This is a genomic window from Cellulomonas sp. Y8, assembly GCF_008033115.1.
Classification (GTDB): Bacteria; Actinomycetota; Actinomycetes; order Actinomycetales; family Cellulomonadaceae; genus Cellulomonas.
In genome coordinates this window covers 23,696-40,921 of the sequence record NZ_CP041203.1, presented here as the reverse complement: position 1 = coordinate 40,921, position 17,226 = coordinate 23,696, and the positions used below count along the sequence as shown (strand labels likewise).

The 17,226-nt window shown below is 77.3% G+C and carries 14 protein-coding genes and 1 pseudogene; 6 read left to right on the top strand and 9 right to left on the bottom strand.

All coding sequences use genetic code 11. The features are described 5' to 3' along the window. Positions 1-15 precede the first annotated feature (15 nt). The 7 genes and pseudogenes from FKM96_RS00180 to FKM96_RS00150 form a co-directional block, all read right to left on the bottom strand. Positions 16-1,083 carry a hypothetical protein gene (locus FKM96_RS00180; protein ID WP_147793554.1) on the bottom strand — a complete coding sequence of 356 codons (1,068 nt, stop codon included), beginning with the start codon at positions 1,081-1,083 and terminating at the stop codon, positions 16-18. Further along, positions 1,062-2,420 carry an O-antigen ligase family protein gene (locus FKM96_RS00175; protein ID WP_147793553.1) on the bottom strand — a complete coding sequence of 453 codons (1,359 nt, stop codon included), beginning with the start codon at positions 2,418-2,420 and terminating at the stop codon, positions 1,062-1,064. Before FKM96_RS00175 ends, FKM96_RS00180 begins: the two co-directional genes overlap by 22 nt. A 1,330-nt stretch (positions 2,421-3,750) precedes the next feature. Further along, on the bottom strand, positions 3,751-4,020 hold the full coding sequence (locus FKM96_RS22015; RefSeq protein WP_371300542.1) for a hypothetical protein: 270 nt from the start codon (positions 4,018-4,020) through the stop codon (positions 3,751-3,753). A gap of 61 nt (positions 4,021-4,081) precedes the next feature. Further along, positions 4,082-4,471, bottom strand: a pseudogene (locus tag FKM96_RS22010) (glycosyltransferase); the annotation flags it as partial. Positions 4,472-5,122: 651 nt separating this feature from the next. Beyond that, a complete protein-coding gene (locus FKM96_RS00160) occupies positions 5,123-5,398 on the bottom strand; it encodes a hypothetical protein (protein ID WP_147793551.1) in 276 nt (91 codons plus the stop codon). Then, entirely contained in the window at positions 5,353-7,035 is a 1,683-nt protein-coding gene (locus tag FKM96_RS00155; RefSeq protein ID WP_168216824.1) for a glycosyltransferase family 2 protein, read from the bottom strand. The genes FKM96_RS00160 and FKM96_RS00155 overlap by 46 nt, the downstream gene beginning before the upstream one ends. Beyond that, a complete protein-coding gene (locus tag FKM96_RS00150; protein ID WP_147793549.1) occupies positions 7,032-7,949 on the bottom strand; it encodes a WecB/TagA/CpsF family glycosyltransferase in 918 nt (305 codons plus the stop codon). Before FKM96_RS00150 ends, FKM96_RS00155 begins: the two co-directional genes overlap by 4 nt. Positions 7,950-8,278: 329 nt before the next feature. Between FKM96_RS00150 and FKM96_RS00145 the strand changes: the two genes are divergently transcribed. The 6 genes from FKM96_RS00145 (at position 8,279) to FKM96_RS00120 (ending at position 15,148) form a co-directional block, all read left to right on the top strand. Continuing rightward, the gene (locus tag FKM96_RS00145) at positions 8,279-10,012 is read left to right on the top strand and encodes an ABC transporter ATP-binding protein (protein ID WP_147793548.1); all 1,734 of its coding nucleotides are present in this window, start codon (positions 8,279-8,281) and stop codon (positions 10,010-10,012) included. Beyond that, the gene (locus tag FKM96_RS00140; RefSeq protein WP_147793547.1) at positions 10,009-12,018 is read left to right on the top strand and encodes an ABC transporter ATP-binding protein; all 2,010 of its coding nucleotides are present in this window, start codon (positions 10,009-10,011) and stop codon (positions 12,016-12,018) included. Before FKM96_RS00145 ends, FKM96_RS00140 begins: the two co-directional genes overlap by 4 nt. Then, the gene (locus FKM96_RS00135; protein ID WP_246855110.1) at positions 12,015-12,398 is read left to right on the top strand and encodes a hypothetical protein; all 384 of its coding nucleotides are present in this window, start codon (positions 12,015-12,017) and stop codon (positions 12,396-12,398) included. The genes FKM96_RS00140 and FKM96_RS00135 overlap by 4 nt, the downstream gene beginning before the upstream one ends. Positions 12,399-12,521: 123 nt before the next feature. Continuing rightward, positions 12,522-13,097 (top strand): hypothetical protein, encoded by a 576-nt coding sequence (locus tag FKM96_RS00130; RefSeq protein ID WP_147793546.1) that lies wholly within the window; start codon positions 12,522-12,524, stop codon positions 13,095-13,097. Positions 13,098-13,127: 30 nt separating this feature from the next. Then, positions 13,128-14,519 (top strand): sensor histidine kinase, encoded by a 1,392-nt coding sequence (locus tag FKM96_RS00125; RefSeq protein ID WP_147793545.1) that lies wholly within the window; start codon positions 13,128-13,130, stop codon positions 14,517-14,519. After that, on the top strand, positions 14,516-15,148 hold the full coding sequence (locus FKM96_RS00120) for a response regulator transcription factor (RefSeq protein ID WP_147793544.1): 633 nt from the start codon (positions 14,516-14,518) through the stop codon (positions 15,146-15,148). Before FKM96_RS00125 ends, FKM96_RS00120 begins: the two co-directional genes overlap by 4 nt. 134 nt (positions 15,149-15,282) lie before the next feature. Here FKM96_RS00120 and FKM96_RS00115 read toward each other — a convergent pair whose 3' ends face one another. Next, positions 15,283-16,605 (bottom strand): MFS transporter, encoded by a 1,323-nt coding sequence (locus tag FKM96_RS00115; RefSeq protein ID WP_147793543.1) that lies wholly within the window; start codon positions 16,603-16,605, stop codon positions 15,283-15,285. Continuing rightward, entirely contained in the window at positions 16,602-17,201 is a 600-nt protein-coding gene (locus tag FKM96_RS00110) for a helix-turn-helix domain-containing protein (protein ID WP_147793542.1), read from the bottom strand. Before FKM96_RS00110 ends, FKM96_RS00115 begins: the two co-directional genes overlap by 4 nt. Positions 17,202-17,226 lie beyond the last annotated feature (25 nt).

Here is a 17,226-nt window from a genome sequence, read left to right as displayed (position 1 = left end):
TGCGCGGCCCCGGCGTCAGCCGCGGCGCTTCGCGGTGGGGAGGCCCGTGCGCCGCGCGGTGCCGGGCGTGCGGGCGGCGCGGGCCGGCTCCGCGCGGTCGGTCGCCGGCCTGGGCTCGGGCCCCGGCTCGGGCTCGGGCGCCGACTCGCGTGCGGTACCCGGCTCGCGCGCGGGCTCGGGCCGGCGCGCCGCTGCCGGGTCCGGTGCGGCGGGGTCCTGCTCCGGCGGGGCACCCGGCGGCCCGGCCGCCGCCCTCGGCCCGGTCGTCCGGCCCGCGCCCCCGGCCCTCGACCCGCCGGACGCCACCGGTGCCCGCTTCGCCCCGCGGGTCCTCGCGGGTCTCGCGGCGGCCGCACCGGCCGCGCCGACCGCGCCCGCTCGGGCCGCCGCGCCTGGGTCCCCGGCGCGGCCCGCGCCCTCGTCGGCCGCCGCGCGCGCCTCCGTCCGCCGCGCCCGCACGCCGGTGCGCCAGCGCCCGAGGCTCGCCGCGGCGAAGACGAGCACGGCGCCGCCGAGCAGCACGACGATGACGGCGCGCAGCCGGCTGGAGAACTGCTCCGTGGCGTCGTCGGGCGGGGCGAGCAGCAGGGGGGTGAACAGGTACCGGTCGTCGGCGCCGTTGACCCGCTGCAGGTCGTCGAGCTCGGCCTCGAGGACCGTGCCGACGGCGGCGGTGGTGGCGATCGCCGCCCCGGGCGTCGGGCCCACGCCGGTGATGTCCACGACGAACCCGTTGCCGCCGACGCCCGGACCCACCCCGTAGTCGGTGCCGACGCCGTCCGCCTGGAGCTGCTTCACCGTGGACGCGGCGCCGAGCCGGGCGATCAGCGCGTCGGTGATCAGGTTCGTGTCGGCGGACCGCAAGTACGGGTTGTCCGCGTTCAGCGCCGCGAGCGCCGGGTCGCGCTCCAGCTCCTCGGCGGTCGGCACGGCGGGGTTGACGAGGGCGTAGGTCGAGGTGACCTCGTAGCTGCGCGGCGCGAAGCCGTACACGTACGCGGCCGCGGCCAGCGCCAGCAGCACCGCCGGCAGCACGTACCACCGCTGCTGCCACAGCGTCCTCAGGACGTCGGTCGGGTCCACGGGTCCTCCTCGTGACGCACCAGCAGCCACGCCGCCCCCGAGAGCCCGACCAGCGCGGGGAACGCCAGCGCGAAGACCGGGAAGGACAGCGAGTCGAACGTGAGCGAGCAGACCGCGCCCGCGAGGGTGCCGGCGGCGAGCGCGCCGGCGAGGCAGCGCAGCTCCGGCGAGCGCGCGGCGCCGGCGGCGTGCAGCGCGGTGACGCCGGGCAGCACCAGGTACACGACGGTGGCGGCGACGCCCACGGCGCCCGTCGTCACCAGCGCGTTGAGGTACTGGTTGTCCAGGATGTGCAGGGCGTCCTCGGGCATGTAGTTGCCGGGCCCGAGCCCGAGGAGCGGGTGCGCGTCGAACATCGCGACCACGCGCGGGTAGTTGTCGAGCCGGGTCGAGATCGACGGGTCGGAGGCGTCGGCGCCGAGCGCCCCGCCGAGCGTGCTGACCAGCCCGGGGACGGAGAGGAACAGCCCGGCGACGGCGACGGGCGCCGTGACCAGCACCCAGTGCCGGGCGACCCGGGGCAGGAACGGCAGGACGACGACGGTCGCCACGGCGAGCCCGAGGATCCCCGACCGCGAGATGCTCATCGCGACGGCCAGCACCAGCAGGCCCGTGCGCAGCAGGTGCGCCCAGCGGCGGCCGGTGCGGTCGTACACGGCCCGCCAGATCGACAGCGGCAGCAGCATCGACGCGACGACGCCGAGCTCGATGGGGGAGAACGTCGTCCCGGCGACCCGCACCAGCGCACCCCGGGGCTGGAACGGGGTGTCGCCGCCGTTCGGGGTGAAGCCCGGCATCACCCAGGGCGCCCAGTCCACCGGGTCGACGTGCAGGAGGAACTGCACGAGCGCGACCAGGCAGCACACGACGAACCCGTCCAGGAGCGCCCGCGCGCACTGCGCCGCGGCGGCGACCGACCGGGCGCACTCCGGGATCACCGTGACCAGGGTCGCGCTCGCGAGCACGAGCAGCAGCCACCGCTCGCCGGCCGCCCGGGTCACCACGGTGCTGCCGCCGGTGGTGCCGAGCCAGAGCGCCGCGGACGACGCGACGGTGGCGAGCAGCAGCGCGCCGACCGCCAGCCGACCGGGATGCCGTGCGGCCAGCGGGTCGTGCAGACCCCACGTCCAGGAGACCAGCCAGAACGCGCCGAGCAGGAGCGTGAGCAGCATCGCGACGGTGCCGGCCGCGCCGATCGGGGCGATCACCATGCTCGCGGGGGCCGCGCCGATCGCGACCAGCGCGGCGCGCAGCAGCAGCGGCGCGCCCCCGTCCCGCCCCGGCGGGACCGAGGACTCGAGGGGCGGCGCCGGGGACCGCGGCAGGACCGTCGTCACGGCGCGGCGCACCCCGGCGCGGCGTCGGGCGCGTGGTCGTAGCGGTACAGGTGCACGGCCAGGCCGTCGGCGAACGTGTCGGTGAACGCGCCGTCCGCGAGCGCCACGTCCCGGTCCTCGCCGAGCACCGTGACGGTGCCGTCCGCCGCGCAGCGCACGTCGAACCGCACGGTCGCGGCCCCGTCCCCGGTGGCGGCCGCGAGCAGGTACTGCGTGCCGCCGTCGACCTTCACCGCGGTGTCGACGGGGCCGTCGGCGAGCACCGCCCCGTCGAGGAACGGTGCCGCGAGCGCCGGGCCGAGCGCGGTCAGCTGCCGGTTCACGTCGGCGACCCACGGGCGGACGTCGGCCCCGCAGGCCTCGCGCAGCAGGTGGAACGACTCGCAGGCGCCGCCGAAGCTGTGGTTGAAGTAGACGACGCCGCGCGCCCCGTGGATGACGCTGCTCCACACGGCCGCGCGGACCTGGGGTCCGGTGATCGTGGGGGCGTCGTCCTCGGAGAACGGGTGCCCGAGCTCGACGAACGCCCACACCGGCCGGCTGCCGGGCGGGTCCACGAGGGACCGCACCCGGTCGACGGTCCGGCCGTAGTTCGCCGGGCGCCGGCACTCCTGCTCCGTGAGCGGCTGCCCGCCGGCCAGCAGCATCCCGCCCTCGTGGCCGCCGCAGATGTGCGGGTCGGTGAACCAGTAGGTGTCGACCGACACGACGTCGGCGTAGTCGTTGACGAACCGGGCGGCCTCGGCGTCGTCGAGGCGGAACGCGACCCCCTTGCCGTAGTTGGCGTACGTGAGCGCGCCCGCGGGCAGCCCGGCGCGCACGGCCGCCTGCACGGTGTAGCCGCACGGGGTGTTCGCCGGGTCGCAGACCTCGCCCTGGCCGGGCCACAGCCCGGTCCAGCCGTTCTCGCCGGCGCCGGCCCACATGTCGACCTCGTCGGCCAGCACGCCCCCGGCCGCGCGGGGGTCCTCCCGGCCGACGAGCGCGGCCAGGCCGGTGCCGTCGAGCAGCGCGAGGTCGGAGTCCGTGGTGAGGTCCACGTAGGTGGTGAGGCCGGCCGCGAGGTCGAGCCGGACGTCCCCCGGGTCGGTGACGCTCTCGAGCCAGACGCCGATCGGGAACGCGCGGTGCTCGGCGGGCAGCGTCGGGTCGAAGGCGTCGTAGAAGGCCGGGCCGCCGTCGACCTCGCGCCACGCGAGCGGGCTCGACCACGTCGGGCCCGGGGTCGGGGACGCGGACGGGTCCCCGGTCGGGCCGCCGGTCGGGCCGGCGCAGGAGCCGAAGCACACGCCGGCGACGGCGAGGCCGGTGCAGGCCCGGCGCACGGCGTTCACCGCGGGCCGCCGTCCGCCGGGGCCCCGACGGGCCGGGGGCGGGCGCGGGTCGGCGCCGCGCCACGGACCGGCGCCGCGCCCGCGGTCCGTGCCGCGCCCGTGCCCCGCGCCGATACGAGGCCGAGGAGCGCCGCGGCCCCGCGGTCGCTCCCGTACCCGGCCAGGACGTGCCGCCGACCCGCCGCCCCGAGCGCCGTCGCCAGCGCCGGGTCCGCCGCGACCCGCGCCACCGCCGCGGCGAGCGCGACCGGGTCCCGCGGCGGCACCAGGAGGCCGGTCCGCCCGTCGTCGACCAGCTCGCCGACCCCGCCGCCCGCGCAACACCACGACGGGCAGCTCCGCCGCGAGCGCCTCCATCACGGCGACGCCCAGCGGCTCGGCGTGGCTCGCGAGCGCGAACACGTGCGCCCCGGCGAGCTCGGCGCGCACCCGGTCCTCGCCGACCGCGCCCGGCAGGCGCACCCGGTCCGCGAGCCCGAGCCGCGCGACCAGCGCCTCGAGCTCCCGGCGGTACCCGTCGCCACCGTCCTCGTCCTCGCCGAGCACCACGAGCCGGGCGTCCACGCCGCGGTCGGTGAGCAGCCGCACCGCGCGCACCAGGTCGTCGTGCCCCTTGGCGGGGTTCAGCCGCCCGCAGGAGACCAGCCGCAGCGGTCCGGCGCCCGGCCACGGACGGTACGGGTGCGCCCGGCCGGGCGCGTCGGGGTCGACGCCCATCGGCGCGACCGCGAGGGTCGCCGGCAGGTCCGGCCCCGAGCGCGGCGCGCAGGTCCCGGCGCAGGCCCTCCGTGATCACCAGGCCGAACGTCGCACCGCGCCACCTGCCCCGCTGGTTGCCGCCGTAGTCCGCGAGCGGCCCGTGCAGCGTGAGGCTGTAGGCGGGCCCGCCGAGCAGGCGGGCGAGCGCGGCGACCTGGGCCGCGTCCGCGCTCGAGTGCACGTGCACGTGGGACCAGCCGCCGGCGCGGGCGAGCGCGGCGAGCCGGGCGGCCGCGAGCGTCAGGCCGGCGGCGCGGGCCGCGCGCCGGGCGCGGCTGCCGGTGGCTTCCGCCGCGGCTGCCCGGGCCTCCCGCAGGACCCCGGGCGCCCGCCCCGCGACCGTCGCACGGACGAGCACCGTCGCCGCGGTCGCAAGCGCCCGCGGGGACGCGTCGGCCAGGTACGTGGTGCGGGCGGTCGCCGCGGCGGCCCACGGGTGCGCGGCGGGCCGTGGGGGACGGCGCGTGGAGAGCAGGACCGTCCGGGCCCCGGCGCGCTCCAGCGCCGCGACCTCGCGCCAGAAGAACGCGTGGGTCTGCCCCGGGAACTCCGGGACGAGGTAGCCGAGGGTGACGGCGTCCCGAGCGGCGCCCGCGCGCGTCGGCGCCGTCACCGCCGGCTGCTCTCGTCGCGCTCCCAGACCGAGCCGCGGCGCGCGCGCACCCGGCCTCCGGTGACGAGGGCCGCGTACACGGCGGCGTCGAGGGCGCTCCGGGCGCCGCGCACCGTCCGGAGCAGCGCCGCGGCGGTGCGCACCGGACCCGGGACGGCCGGGGGCGCGGTGCCGGGTGGCGCGGTGCCGGGTGCCGCGTCCGACCGCGCGGCCGCCCGCGCCGCCGTCAGCGCCCGCACCTCGGCCGTGCCCCGGGCGGTCCGCGCGAGCACCCGCACCAGGCTCCGGGCGGTCCGGGGGCGCCACCACCCGCACCGGCGGCGCGTCGACCACCCGCTTCTCCACGGAGGCGAACAGCGCGTCCACCCACAGGTCGTCCGCGACGAGGTCCGGGAACCGGCCGAGCCGCGCGTGACCCGCGGCGGACAGGCCGTAGACGCCGGCACCCCACAGAGCCTCCCGCGGGGCCGCCAGCCGGGCCCGCGCCCGGTGGAAGGCGCGCACCGGGGCGGACGCCCCGGCGACGTCCACCGCCGCCGGCGGGGCGGGCGGCGAGCCAGGGTCCCTCGGCCAGCGCGCGCAGCGTCGCGGCCACCGCCGCGGGGGACGCCGTGACGTCCGCGTCGAGGTACACCCGCGGGAAGGCGCGGGCGGCGCGGTCGCCGGCGTCCAGCGCGCGCGGCTTGGACCCCTCGGGCAGCTCGAGCACCCGCACCCCGGGGAACCGCCGCGCCACGTCCGCGGTGCCGTCGGTGCAGCCGTTGCACACCACGACCACGTCGACCCCGGAGGCCCGGGCCCACGGCGCGAGCGTGGCGAGGGTGCGGCCGATGACCGCAGCCTCGTCGTGCGCCGGGACGACGACGCTGCCGGTGACGCGCGCGGGCGCGGCGCTCCTGGTCGCCGGGCCGGGGCCGGCGGCGGCCCGGCCGCCGTCCGCCTGGACCAGCCCGGTCGGCCGCCCGCGCGGCAGCGCCCGCCGCGCCGCCGGCACCAGCAGCGCGCGCAGCGCCGACCGGTGCCCCGGGTCCCAGGTGCGCGCGAGCGACGTCACCGCGGTCACGGCGAGGGTCGCCCCGGCCACGGGCGCGGCCCGGTGCTTGCGGGCGTACCGGACCCGGTTCACCTGGAGCAGCGCGGTCAGCTCCGGGCCGCGCCCGGAGCCGCCGGCGGCGTGCCGGACCCGCGCGGCGGGCTCGAACCACACCTCCCAGCCGGCCTCGCGCACGCGGCGGCAGTAGTCGGTCTCCTCTGAGTACAGGAAGAACCGCTCGTCCCACGGGCCGACCGACCGGGCCGTCTCGGCGCGCACCAGCACGGCGGCGCCGGTGCCCCAGTCGACCGGGTGCGCCCAGGCGTAGGCGGTGGGGTCGCGCACCGTCTCGGACAGCCACCCGGGCCGGTCGCCGAGGAACCGCCCCAGCACGGCGTCGCCGAGCGACCGGGTGACCGACGGCTCCCGGCGCAGCGACGGCTGGGCCGCGCCGGACCGGTCGAGGAGCATCGGCAGCACCACGCCCGCCCGGGGCCGGTGCAGGCGTGCCAGCAGGGCGGGCACGGCGCCGGGCTCGAGCACCAGGTCCGCGTTGAGCACGAGCACCGCCGGGACGTCGCCGAGCGCCGCGGCCCCGACGTTGATGCCGCCCGCGTAGCCGACGTTGCCGTGCCCCGTCAGCGTGCGCACGTCGGCGTGCGCGCGGGCGCGCCGCACCGTCCCGTCGGACGACCCGTTGTCGACGACGACCACCCGCATCCGGGTGCCCGCCGCCTCGAGGCGCAGGCTGGCGAGCAGCCGGTCGAGGTGCGCCTCGTTGTCGTACGTCACCACGACCACCCCGAGCTCCGCGGGCTCGTCGGCGGCCGCGAAGGCCGGCCCGGCCGTCGCGCGGCGCTCCGCCTGGGCCGTCACGGCCGCCCCGCCGGCTCGGGCGACCCGGGCACCAGCACGAAGCTCCGCCGCGCCAGGACGTCGTACGCGGGCGGCCCGTCGACCAGGTAGCGGCGCGCGAGCCGGCGGGGCTCGTGCGCGAGGCGCCACGCCCACTCCCAGCCGTGGTCCCGGACGGCCTCCGGGGCGCGCTGCGCCGCGCCCGCGAGGAAGTCGACCACCGCGCCGAAGGCGAGCAGCACGGCCGCCCCGGTCAGCGGCCCGTACCGCGCGATCCAGCGCTCCTGCCGCGGCTTGCCGAGCCCCACCACCACGACGTCGGCGCCCGAGTGCCGTACGAGGGCGGCCCAGGCGCGGCAGGCCGCGGCGTCGTCGAGGTCCCGGCGCGGGGGTGACCACAGGCCCGCGACGGCCAGCCCGGGGCGGTCCGCCGCGAGGCGCGTCGCCAGCGCGTCGAGCACGTCCGGCCGGCCGCCGAGGAACCCCACCCGCAGGCCGACGGCGGCCGCGCGGTCGAGCACCGGCGCGATCAGGTCGCTGCCGGCGAGCCGGGGCCAGGAGTGCCCGGTGAGGTGCTCGGCGCGCCGGACCAGCGGCGCCCCGTCCAGGAGGTTGAGCCAGCGGACCGGCGGCAGCCCGTCGAGGGGGTCGGGGACCGGCGGTCCCGCGGGGTACGGGTCGCCGGCGTCGGGGTGCGCCCAGGCGAACGGCACCAGGGACGACGGCCCGTGGTACCCGAAGTGGTGGATGTGGTCGAGGTTCGCGCTCATCACCCCCAGCAGCGGCCAGCCCGCGCCGCGCGACGCGTGCCCCACCACGGTGTCGACCGCACCGGCCGTCTCGAGCAGGTCGACCGGCGTGCCGCCCAGCAGGACGCGGGGCCAGGGGAGCGGGGTGCGGGAGGATGCGGCGCGGTGCGCCCCGGTGCTCGACATCGCTGTCACGTTCGGTCGCGCCCGACGCGCGCCCGGTCCCGCGTCCCGGGCCGTCCCCGTGCTGCGACCCGGGGGCCGGGCGGCAGGGCGGACGACGGAGCCGGGGACCCGTGGCCTGAGTCCGCGGTAAGGACATATAGGACAATTCGGACAGGGCGACCCTAGGCCGCGCTCCCCGGGCGGGACAAGACTCCGCGCCCCCGGGGAGTGGGCGAAAAGGTGGCGGTGGGTGTCGGTGGGGGTGGCTACCCTGTCGGAGCCGATCGCGGACGGACCCCCCGCCGCCCCGTGGTCGCGGACCTCGTCGCCCGCCGACCCCAGGAGACCACGTGCTCGCCCGTCTGCTGATGCGCTACCTGCGCCCCTACCGCTGGCTGCTGCTCGGCGTGCTGGTCTTCCAGCTCTGCTCGGCGCTCGCCATGCTCTACCTGCCCAACCTGAACGCCCGCATCATCGACGAGGGGGTCGCCCAGGGCGACACCGCGTTCATCTGGCGCGCGGGCGGGTACATGCTGCTGGTGTCCCTCGGCCAGATCGTCGCGGCGATCGTCGCCACCTACTTCGCCGCGCGCGCCGCGATGCAGGTCGGGCGGGACCTGCGCGACGACGTGTACGGGCGGGTGAGCGGCTACTCGGAGCGGGAGATCTCCCGGTTCGGGGCCGGCTCGCTCATCACGCGCAACACCAACGACGTCCAGCAGGTCCAGATGCTCGCGATGATGGGCTCGACCATGCTGGTCAGCGCGCCGATGCTCGCGATCGGCGGCATCGTCATGGCCCTGCGTCAGGACGTCGGGCTGTCCTGGCTGATCGCGGTCTCGGTGCCGGTGCTGCTGCTCGTCGCGGGCATCATCATCAGCCGGATGGTGCCGCTGTTCCGGTCGTTCCAGACCAAGCTCGACGCCGTCAACCGGATCATGCGCGAGCAGCTGACCGGCGTGCGCGTCGTGCGGGCCTTCGTCCGGGAGGACATCGAGAGCGAGCGGTTCCGGGGCGCGAACACCGACATCATGGTCGTCGGCCGCAAGATCGGCTCGCTGTTCGTCGTGCTGTTCCCGCTCGCGATGCTCGTGCTCAACGTGACCGTGGTCGGCGTGATCTGGTTCGGCGGCATCGAGGTCGACGACGGCAACGTGCAGGTCGGCACGCTGTTCGCGTTCATGCAGTACATCGGCCAGATCCTCATGGGCGTCCTCATGGCCACCTTCATGACGGTGATGATCCCGCGCGCCGCCGTGTCGGCCGAGCGGATCACCGAGGTGCTGACCAGCGAGTCCACGCTGGCCGAGCCCGCCGAGCCGGTGCGCGGCACCCCGCGGCCGGGCGAGGTCGCGTTCGACGACGTGACCTTCGCGTACCCCGAGGCCGAGCACCCCGTGCTCTCGGGCGTCTCGTTCACCGCCCGGCAGGGCCAGACCGTGGCGGTCATCGGCTCGACCGGCGCGGGCAAGACGACGCTCGTCTCGCTGATCCCGCGGCTGTTCGACACGACCGGCGGCGCGGTGCGCGTCGGCGGGGTCGACGTCCGGGACCGCGACGTCGAGGAGCTGTGGGCCGGCATCGGCCTGGTCCCGCAGCGGCCGTTCCTGTTCGCCGGGACCGTGGCGTCCAACCTGCGCCTCGGCCAGGAGGACGCGACGGACGCCGACCTGTGGCGGGCGCTCGAGATCGCCCAGGCCAGCGACTTCGTGTCCCAGATGGAGGGCGGGCTCGAGGCCCGGATCTCGCAGGGCGGCACCAACGTGTCCGGCGGGCAGCGCCAGCGGCTCGCGATCGCGCGCGCCCTGGTGCGCCGCCCGGCGGTGCTGCTGTTCGACGACTCGTTCTCGGCGCTCGACCTCGCGACCGACGCCCGGCTGCGGCAGGCGCTGTGGCGCGAGCTGCCCGAGGTCACCAAGATCGTCGTCGCCCAGCGGGTGTCGACGGTGACCGGCGCGGACCAGATCCTCGTCCTCGAGGACGGCCGCGTGGCCGGCCTCGGCACGCACGACGAGCTGCTCGCGACCAACCAGACCTACCGCGAGATCGCGGAGTCCCAGCTCGCGGTGGAGGCCGGCGCATGAGCGACCAGAAGACGCGCACGAAGCCGGCGGAGCCGGAGCTGACGGAGGACGAGAAGCTCGAGATCGAGCTCGGGGAGCAGGCACGCCTCGCCTCGGACTCGTGGGACTCGGTCGCGCCGGGCAAGGCGGACAACTTCGGGCAGTCGTTCGGCCGGATGATCGGCCTGCTGCGCCCGTACAAGTGGGCCCTGGTCGCCGTGACCCTCATGGGCGCCGCCGGCGTCACGCTCACGGTGCTCGCGCCCCGGGTGCTCGGCCGCGCCACCGACGCCGTGTTCACCGGCTTCATGGGCCGGCAGCTGCCCGAGGGCCTCACCCAGGAGCAGGCCGTCGAGGGCCTGCGCGCCTCGGGCCAGGACCGCGTCGCGGACATGGTCGCGGCGGCGAAGGGCCTGGTGCCGGGTGCCGGGATCGACTTCGACCTGCTCGGCCGGCTGCTGCTGACCGTGCTCGCGCTGTACGTCGCGGGCGCGCTGCTCATGTGGCTGCAGGGCTACATCATCAACGTGATCATGGTCCGGGCCATGTGGCGCCTGCGCGAGCAGGTCGAGACCAAGATCAACCGGCTGCCGCTCGCCTACTTCGACAAGGTGCAGCGCGGCGAGCTGATCTCCCGCGTCACCAACGACATCGACAACATCACGCAGACGATGCAGCAGTCGCTGTCCACGGCGCTCACGTCGGTCCTCACCGTCGTCGGCGTGCTGATCATGATGTTCTCGATCTCGTGGCAGCTCGCGCTGGTCGCGCTCGTCTCCATCCCGCTCATGGGCGTCATCTTCGGGGTCATCGGGCCCCGGTCGCAGAAGGCGTTCGGCACCCAGTGGCGCAAGGTCGGCCGGCTGAACGCGCGTGTCGAGGAGTCCTTCTCCGGGCACGCCCTGGTCAAGGTCTTCGGCCGCCGGCAGGACTTCGCGGACCGGTTCAAGGCGGAGAACGAGGAGCTGTACCAGGCCTCGTTCAGGGCGCAGTTCCTGTCCGGGATCATCTGGCCGGGCATGTCGTTCGTCAGCAACCTCACCTACGTCGGCATCGCGGTGCTCGGCGGCCTCATGGTCGCGAACGGCACGATGCTGCTCGGCAGCGTGCAGGCGTTCATCCAGTACACGCAGATGTTCACCCAGCCGCTGTCCGAGCTCGGCGGGATGGCCGCGGTCGTGCAGTCCGGCACCGCGTCGGCCGAGCGGGTGTTCCAGCTGCTCGACGAGGACGAGCAGAGCGAGGACGACCCGCAGGCGCCGGCCCCGGCCGAGGGCGACGGGACGATCGAGTTCGAGCACGTCGCGTTCTCGTACGACCCCGAGCACCCGCTGATCACCGACCTGTCGTTCACCGTCCGCCCCGGGCAGACGGTCGCGATCGTCGGCCCGACGGGCGCGGGGAAGACGACGCTCGTCAACCTGCTCATGCGGTTCTACGAGCTCGACGGCGGCCGGATCCTGGTCAACGGCCAGGACATCGCGACGCTGTCCCGGCACGACGCCCGGGCGCGCACCGGCATGGTGCTCCAGGACCCGTGGCTGTTCGCGGGCACGATCCGGGAGAACATCCGGTACGGCCGGCAGTCGGCGACCGACGAGGAGATCCTCGCGGCCGCGCAGGCCACCTACGTCGACCGCTTCGTGCACTCGCTGCCGCACGGGTACGACACCGTGCTCGAGGAGGACGCGGCCAACCTGTCGGCGGGGGAGAAGCAGCTGATCACCATCGCCCGGGCGTTCGTCGCGCGGCCGTCGGTGCTCATCCTCGACGAGGCCACGTCGTCGGTCGACACCCGGACCGAGAAGCTGCTGCAGCAGGCGATGGCCTCGCTGCGGCAGGGGCGGACGTCGTTCGTCATCGCGCACCGGCTGTCGACCATCCGGGACGCCGACCTCATCCTCGTGATGGAGCACGGCGCGATCGTCGAGAAGGGCACGCACGACGAGCTCATCGCGGCCGGCGGCGCGTACCACCGGCTGTACCAGTCGCAGTTCGCCGGCGCGGTCGTCGGGGCGGACGAGTGACCGGTCCCGGCGCGGGCGGTCCGACCGGCGGGGTCGGGGCGGCGGCAGCGCCGTCCCGGCCCGCCGGGGCGCGCGGCCCGCTCGCCGGGGTGCCGACCGGCGTGCTGGCCGCGGTGACCCTCGTGGCGGCGTTCGCCGTCGCGCAGGGCATTGGCGTCCGGGCGCTCGGCGGGGCCGCGCTGGTCCTGGGCGTGGCGTGGTGCGCGTGGCGGTCGTGGGCGGGGGGAGCCGCGCGGGTGCTGGCCGTGGTGCTGCTCGGTGCGGTGTGCTTCGTCGCGTCGCACGTCCTCGCCGGGGTGCTGGGGCCGTGGCCCTCGGTGCTGCTGGCCGCGGCGGTGCTCGGCGCGGGGGCGTGGCTGCTGGTCGACCGCCGGGGCTGACGCCGCGCTGACCAGCACCGGGACCCCTCGCGACGGGTACTAGTACCAACGTCCGATCGCGCGGCAGACCCGCGGCGCGGGAGAACTGACTCGTCGGATCCACCACCCACCCGAGGAGTCCCCGTGAAGCGCACCCTGGTGTTCACCGCCGCCGCCGCGCTGGCGATCGTGCCGGCCGTCGTCGGCCTCACCGCCAACCCCAGCCTGAGCCGCGAGGTGCCGGTCTCGGTACCCAGCCAGGCGCCGACCGCCGACGACCGCGGCGGTGCCACCGACCGCGACCTGCGCACCGAGGCCGGCGACGACCGGCGCGCGAACGGCACCGGCGCCGCCACGTCGCCGTCCGACGACGCGACGCCGTCCGGCTCCTCCTCGCCCTCGGCCGTGCCGGACGACCGTGGCGGCCGCGTCGACCGTGACGACCGCGTCGAGCCCGGTGACGACCGTCGCGTGAACGGGACGGGCACCGCCGCGCCGGCCGCGCCCGCGGTCCCCGCGGCCCCGGCGGCCCCCGCCGCGCCCGTCGACGACTCGGGCCACCACTCGTCGGGCTCGGGCTCCGACGACTCGGGCCACCACTCGTCGGGCTCGGGCTCCGACGACTCCGGCCACCACTCGTCGGGCTCCGGCTCCGACGACTCCGGCCGGCACGGCGACGACGACGGCGGCCGGCACGGCGGCCACGGCAGCGACGACTGACCGGTGCCCGCAGCACCTAGGGTGGCGCCTGTGCAGACGCCCGCGCCCGCGGCCGAGGACGGCCGAGTCGTCCTCAGCCGCGGCGCGCCGCCCGCCTCCTCGGTCGCCCCGGTCCGCACCTGGCGGGTGTTCCTCCAGGTCGGCGCGGCGGCCGTGGTCGTGCTCGTGCTGGTCGCCGTGCTCGGGCTGAGCGCGAGCCGCCGCATCGCCGAGCAGGAGTCCGTCAACGACGCCGCACGCAGCACCGACCTGCTGGCCGACGCCGTCGTGCAGCCGGCGCTGACCGACGGCGTCGCCGCCGGCGACCCCGAGGCCCTCGCGGAACTGGACGCGGTCGTCCGGGACCGGGTGCTCGGCGACGCCGTCGTCCGGGTGAAGCTCTGGGACGCCGACGGCCGGATCGTGTACTCGGACGAGCCCCGCCTGATCGGCGACACGTTCGGGCTGGGCGACGACGAGCGCGCGGTGCTCGCCGACCCGTCGACGCAGGCCGAGGTCAGCGACCTCGACGAGCCGGAGAACCGGTTCGAGCGGGACCAGGGCCGGCTGCTCGAGGTCTACCGCCCGGTCTGGACGCCGGACGGGACGGTCCTGCTGTTCGAGACCTACAGCCGGTACGACGTCGTCACCGAACGCGCCGCCGCGGTGTGGCGGGGCTTCGCCGGCATCACGGTCACCAGCCTGCTCCTGCTCCTGGTGCTGCTGCTGCCGGTCCTGTGGACGCTGCTCGACCGGCTGCGCCGCGGGCAGGACCAGCGGGAGCGGCTGCTGCGCAGCGCGGTCGACGCGTCCGACGCCGAGCGCCGCCGGATCGCCGCGACGCTGCACGACGGCGTGGTCCAGGAGCTCGCCGCGTCGTCGTTCGCCCTCGCCGGGGCCGCCGAGCGCGCCGAGCGGGCCGGCGCCCCGGACGTCGCGGCGGACGTGCGCGCCGCGAGCGGCACCGTGCGGACGTCCATCCGCGGGCTGCGGTCGTTGCTCGTCGACATCTACCCGCCGAGCCTGCGCACCGCTGGGCTGGGCGCCGCGCTCGCCGACCTCGCCGGCGGGCTCGCCGCCCGCGGCGTGCGGGTGATCGTCGACGCGCCGGAGGACGCGCTGGCGGGGATCGGCGTGGACGCGCAGCAGCTCGTCTACCGGGTGACGCAGGAGACGGTGCGCAACGCCGTCGCGCACGCGGGCGCGGACGAGGTGCGGGTGGGCCTGGCGCGGTCGGGTGGCCTGCTGGTGCTGGAGGTCGCCGACGACGGCGCCGGGTTCGACGCCGCCGCCACGCTCGCGAGCCCGCCCGAGGGCCACCTCGGGCTGCGGGTGCTCGGCGACCTGGCCGCGGCCGCCGGTGCGGAGCTCTCGGTCGACTCGGCCCCGGGCGCTGGCACCCGCTGGCGGCTCGCCGTCGACCCCGACGTGGAGGTGCGATGACCGAGGACATCACGGTGCTGCTGGCGGACGACCACCACCTGGTCCGGTCCGGGCTGGCCGGGCTGGTCGACGCGGCGGACGGGATGCGGGTCGTGGGCCAGGCCGCCGACGGCGCCGCGGCCGTCGCGCTGGCGGCCGACCTGGCGCCCGACGTGATCCTCATGGACCTGTCGATGCCCGGGACCGACGGCGTCGAGGCGACCCGCCAGGTCCTGGCGGCGCGGCCGGCGACCCGCGTCGTCGTGCTGACGTCGTTCTCCGACCACGACCGCGTCTCGGCGGCGGTCGGCGCGGGGGCGGTCGGCTACCTGCTCAAGGACTGCGAGCCGGAGGAGCTGGTCGCGGCCGTGCGGTCCGCCGCCCGGGGGTACGCCCCGCTCGACCCGCGCGTGGCCGGCGCGCTGCTGCCCTCCGCCACGGCCCCGCGCCCGGCGGACCGGCTCAGCGCGCGGGAGCGCGACGTGCTGCGGCTGCTCGCGCGCGGGCTGGCGAACAAGCAGATCGGGCGGGAGCTCGGCATCGCGGAGCGCACGGTCAAGGTGCACGTCGGGCACGTGTTCCGCCTGCTCGGCGTGGCGGACCGGACCAGCGCGGCGCTCTGGGCGCGGGAGCACCTGCCGGAGTCGTGACGCCGCCCGCCGGCTCGGTCCCCCAAGCCGCCCCGCGCGGTGGCTGGCGCCGAGCGCGGTGGTTCCCGCCGACCGCGGCAGCCGGGACGACCGCGCTCGGCGCGGACGACCGCGCTCGGCGACCCCGCGCCCGGTCAGCCCGCGGCGGGTGCCGCGGGCGTGCGCCGGGCCGACGCCGCCAGCGCCGCCGAGGCCAGCAGGCCCGCCGCGCACGCCAGCACGACGACGCGGTGGTCCACCGCGTCCACGACGGCCGCCGCCGCGACCGCCAGCGCGAGCTGCGGGGCGTTCAGCAGCAGCGCGCCGGCGGACTGCACCCGACCCTGCAGCGTCGGCGGTGTGCGCAGCTGGCGCTCGGTGACGAACGCGACGACGGCCCAGGTGACGCCGGCGCCCAGCGCCCCCATCCCGAGCACCACGCCGACCAGGCTCGACCCGGCGAGCGGCACGACCCCGGCGGCGGCGACCAGCAGCGCGACCGCGACGAGCCGCGTGGCGCCCCACCGGGCGATCAGCCGGTCCGCGGTCAGCCCCGCGACCACCGCCGTGACGGCCTGGGCGCTGGTGAGCGGGCCGAGCGCCTCGGGAGGCAGACCCAGGCCACGGTCGATGATCGCGAACGCCGCGCCGTTGATCGCGCCGGTCACGCCGAACCCGATGCCGAGGGTGACGGCGAGCCGGCCCAGCGGCGGCGTGCGCCGCAGGTGCCGGAAGCCGGCGGTCACCGCCCGCGCGAACGGCTCGATGCCGGGGGCGGGTGGCGTCTCCCGGACGCGCAGGCGGGCGGCGAGCAGCGCCGAGGCACCGAACGCGGCCGCTGCGACGACCACGAGCGGGCGCGGGCCGGCCGCGGCGTAGACCACGGCGCCGACGACCGGCATCGCGAGCCGGAACGACTGGTCGATGGCGGTGAGGCGGCCGTTCGCCGGCGCGAGCGCCCCGTCGGGCAGCAGGTCGCGCAGCAGCCCGGACTGCGCCGCGCCGGTCGTGTAGCCGAGGGTCGCGTAGACCACGGTCACGCCCAGGACGACCCACGCGCCGGAGGCCCCGCGCACGGGGAGCAGCACCAGCAGCGCGGCGGCCCCGACCGCGTAGGCGACGACCAGGACGCGCCGCCGCGGCACCCGGTCGACCAGGTGGCCGATCAGCGGGGTGGCCAGCGCGGGGAGCCCGAACGCGGCGAGCGTGAGGCCCGCCGCCGCGTCCGACCCGGTGAGGTCCTTGACCCACACGGCCAGGATGAGCGCGAGGAGGGAGTCGGCGAGGTTGGCGGCGACCCAGACGGCGGTGAGCAGCCGGAACGCGGGGGAGCGGAGCGCGGCGCGGGGGTCGGCCCGCGCCGCCGGGTCCCCGTCGCCCGGTGCCACGCCCCGCCCGGCGCGCGGCGGTGCCCCCTCGCCGGCGCGCCCCGGGGTCTCCGGCCGCGCGGCCCGGTCGACGGCGTCGCCCGCGGTCATCGCACGGGCCCCGGGTCCCGCTCCGGGTCGACGCTGACGGCGCCGAAGAACCGGGCGTGCCGGGCGCCGGGCGGACGCAGGGCGGGGTCGTCCGAGCGTCCGGCGAACCGGTCGGTCAGCCGCTCGAGCTCCGCGGACAGGGCGCGGAGCTCGTCGCTCGTGGCCCAGAACGACGACGAGTGCAGCCCCGAGGCGAGCAGCCACTCGTCCGCCTCGCGGGGTGCGGCGTCGAGCCACCGGTGCAGCCGGTCGGCCTCCTTGTCCAGGGTGAGCCGCGCGACCTCGGCCACGGCGCGCAGCGAGCCGGGCCGCTCCGGGTCGTACCGGCTCGGGCGCTCGCGCACCGACCGCCAGGGCCGCTCGCGGCCGCGGGGCGGGGCCGCCTCGACGTAGCCGTGCCGGGCGAGCGTGTGCAGGTGGAAGGAGCAGCTCGCGACGGACTCGCCGGTGAGCGCGGCGCACTGCGTCGCGGTGAGGTCGCCCTCGGCGTCGAGGAGGTCGAGCAGGCGCAGCCGCAGCGGGTGCGCCAGCGCCCGGATCCGCGCGGGGTCCGTCTCGGGTCGCGGGGCGGGGTCGGCTGCGGGCTGCGGGTCCATGTCCGGGACCCTAGAACCATCAAGA

Coding starts and splice junctions, on each gene's coding strand:
- FKM96_RS00150 (WP_147793549.1), bottom strand. CDS start 7,949: ATGTCGAGCACCGGGGCGCACCGCGCCGCATCCTCCCGCACCCCGCTC.
- FKM96_RS00140 (WP_147793547.1), top strand. CDS start 10,009: ATGAGCGACCAGAAGACGCGCACGAAGCCGGCGGAGCCGGAGCTGACG.
- FKM96_RS00120 (WP_147793544.1), top strand. CDS start 14,516: ATGACCGAGGACATCACGGTGCTGCTGGCGGACGACCACCACCTGGTC.
- FKM96_RS00115 (WP_147793543.1), bottom strand. CDS start 16,605: ATGACCGCGGGCGACGCCGTCGACCGGGCCGCGCGGCCGGAGACCCCG.
- FKM96_RS00110 (WP_147793542.1), bottom strand. CDS start 17,201: ATGGACCCGCAGCCCGCAGCCGACCCCGCCCCGCGACCCGAGACGGAC.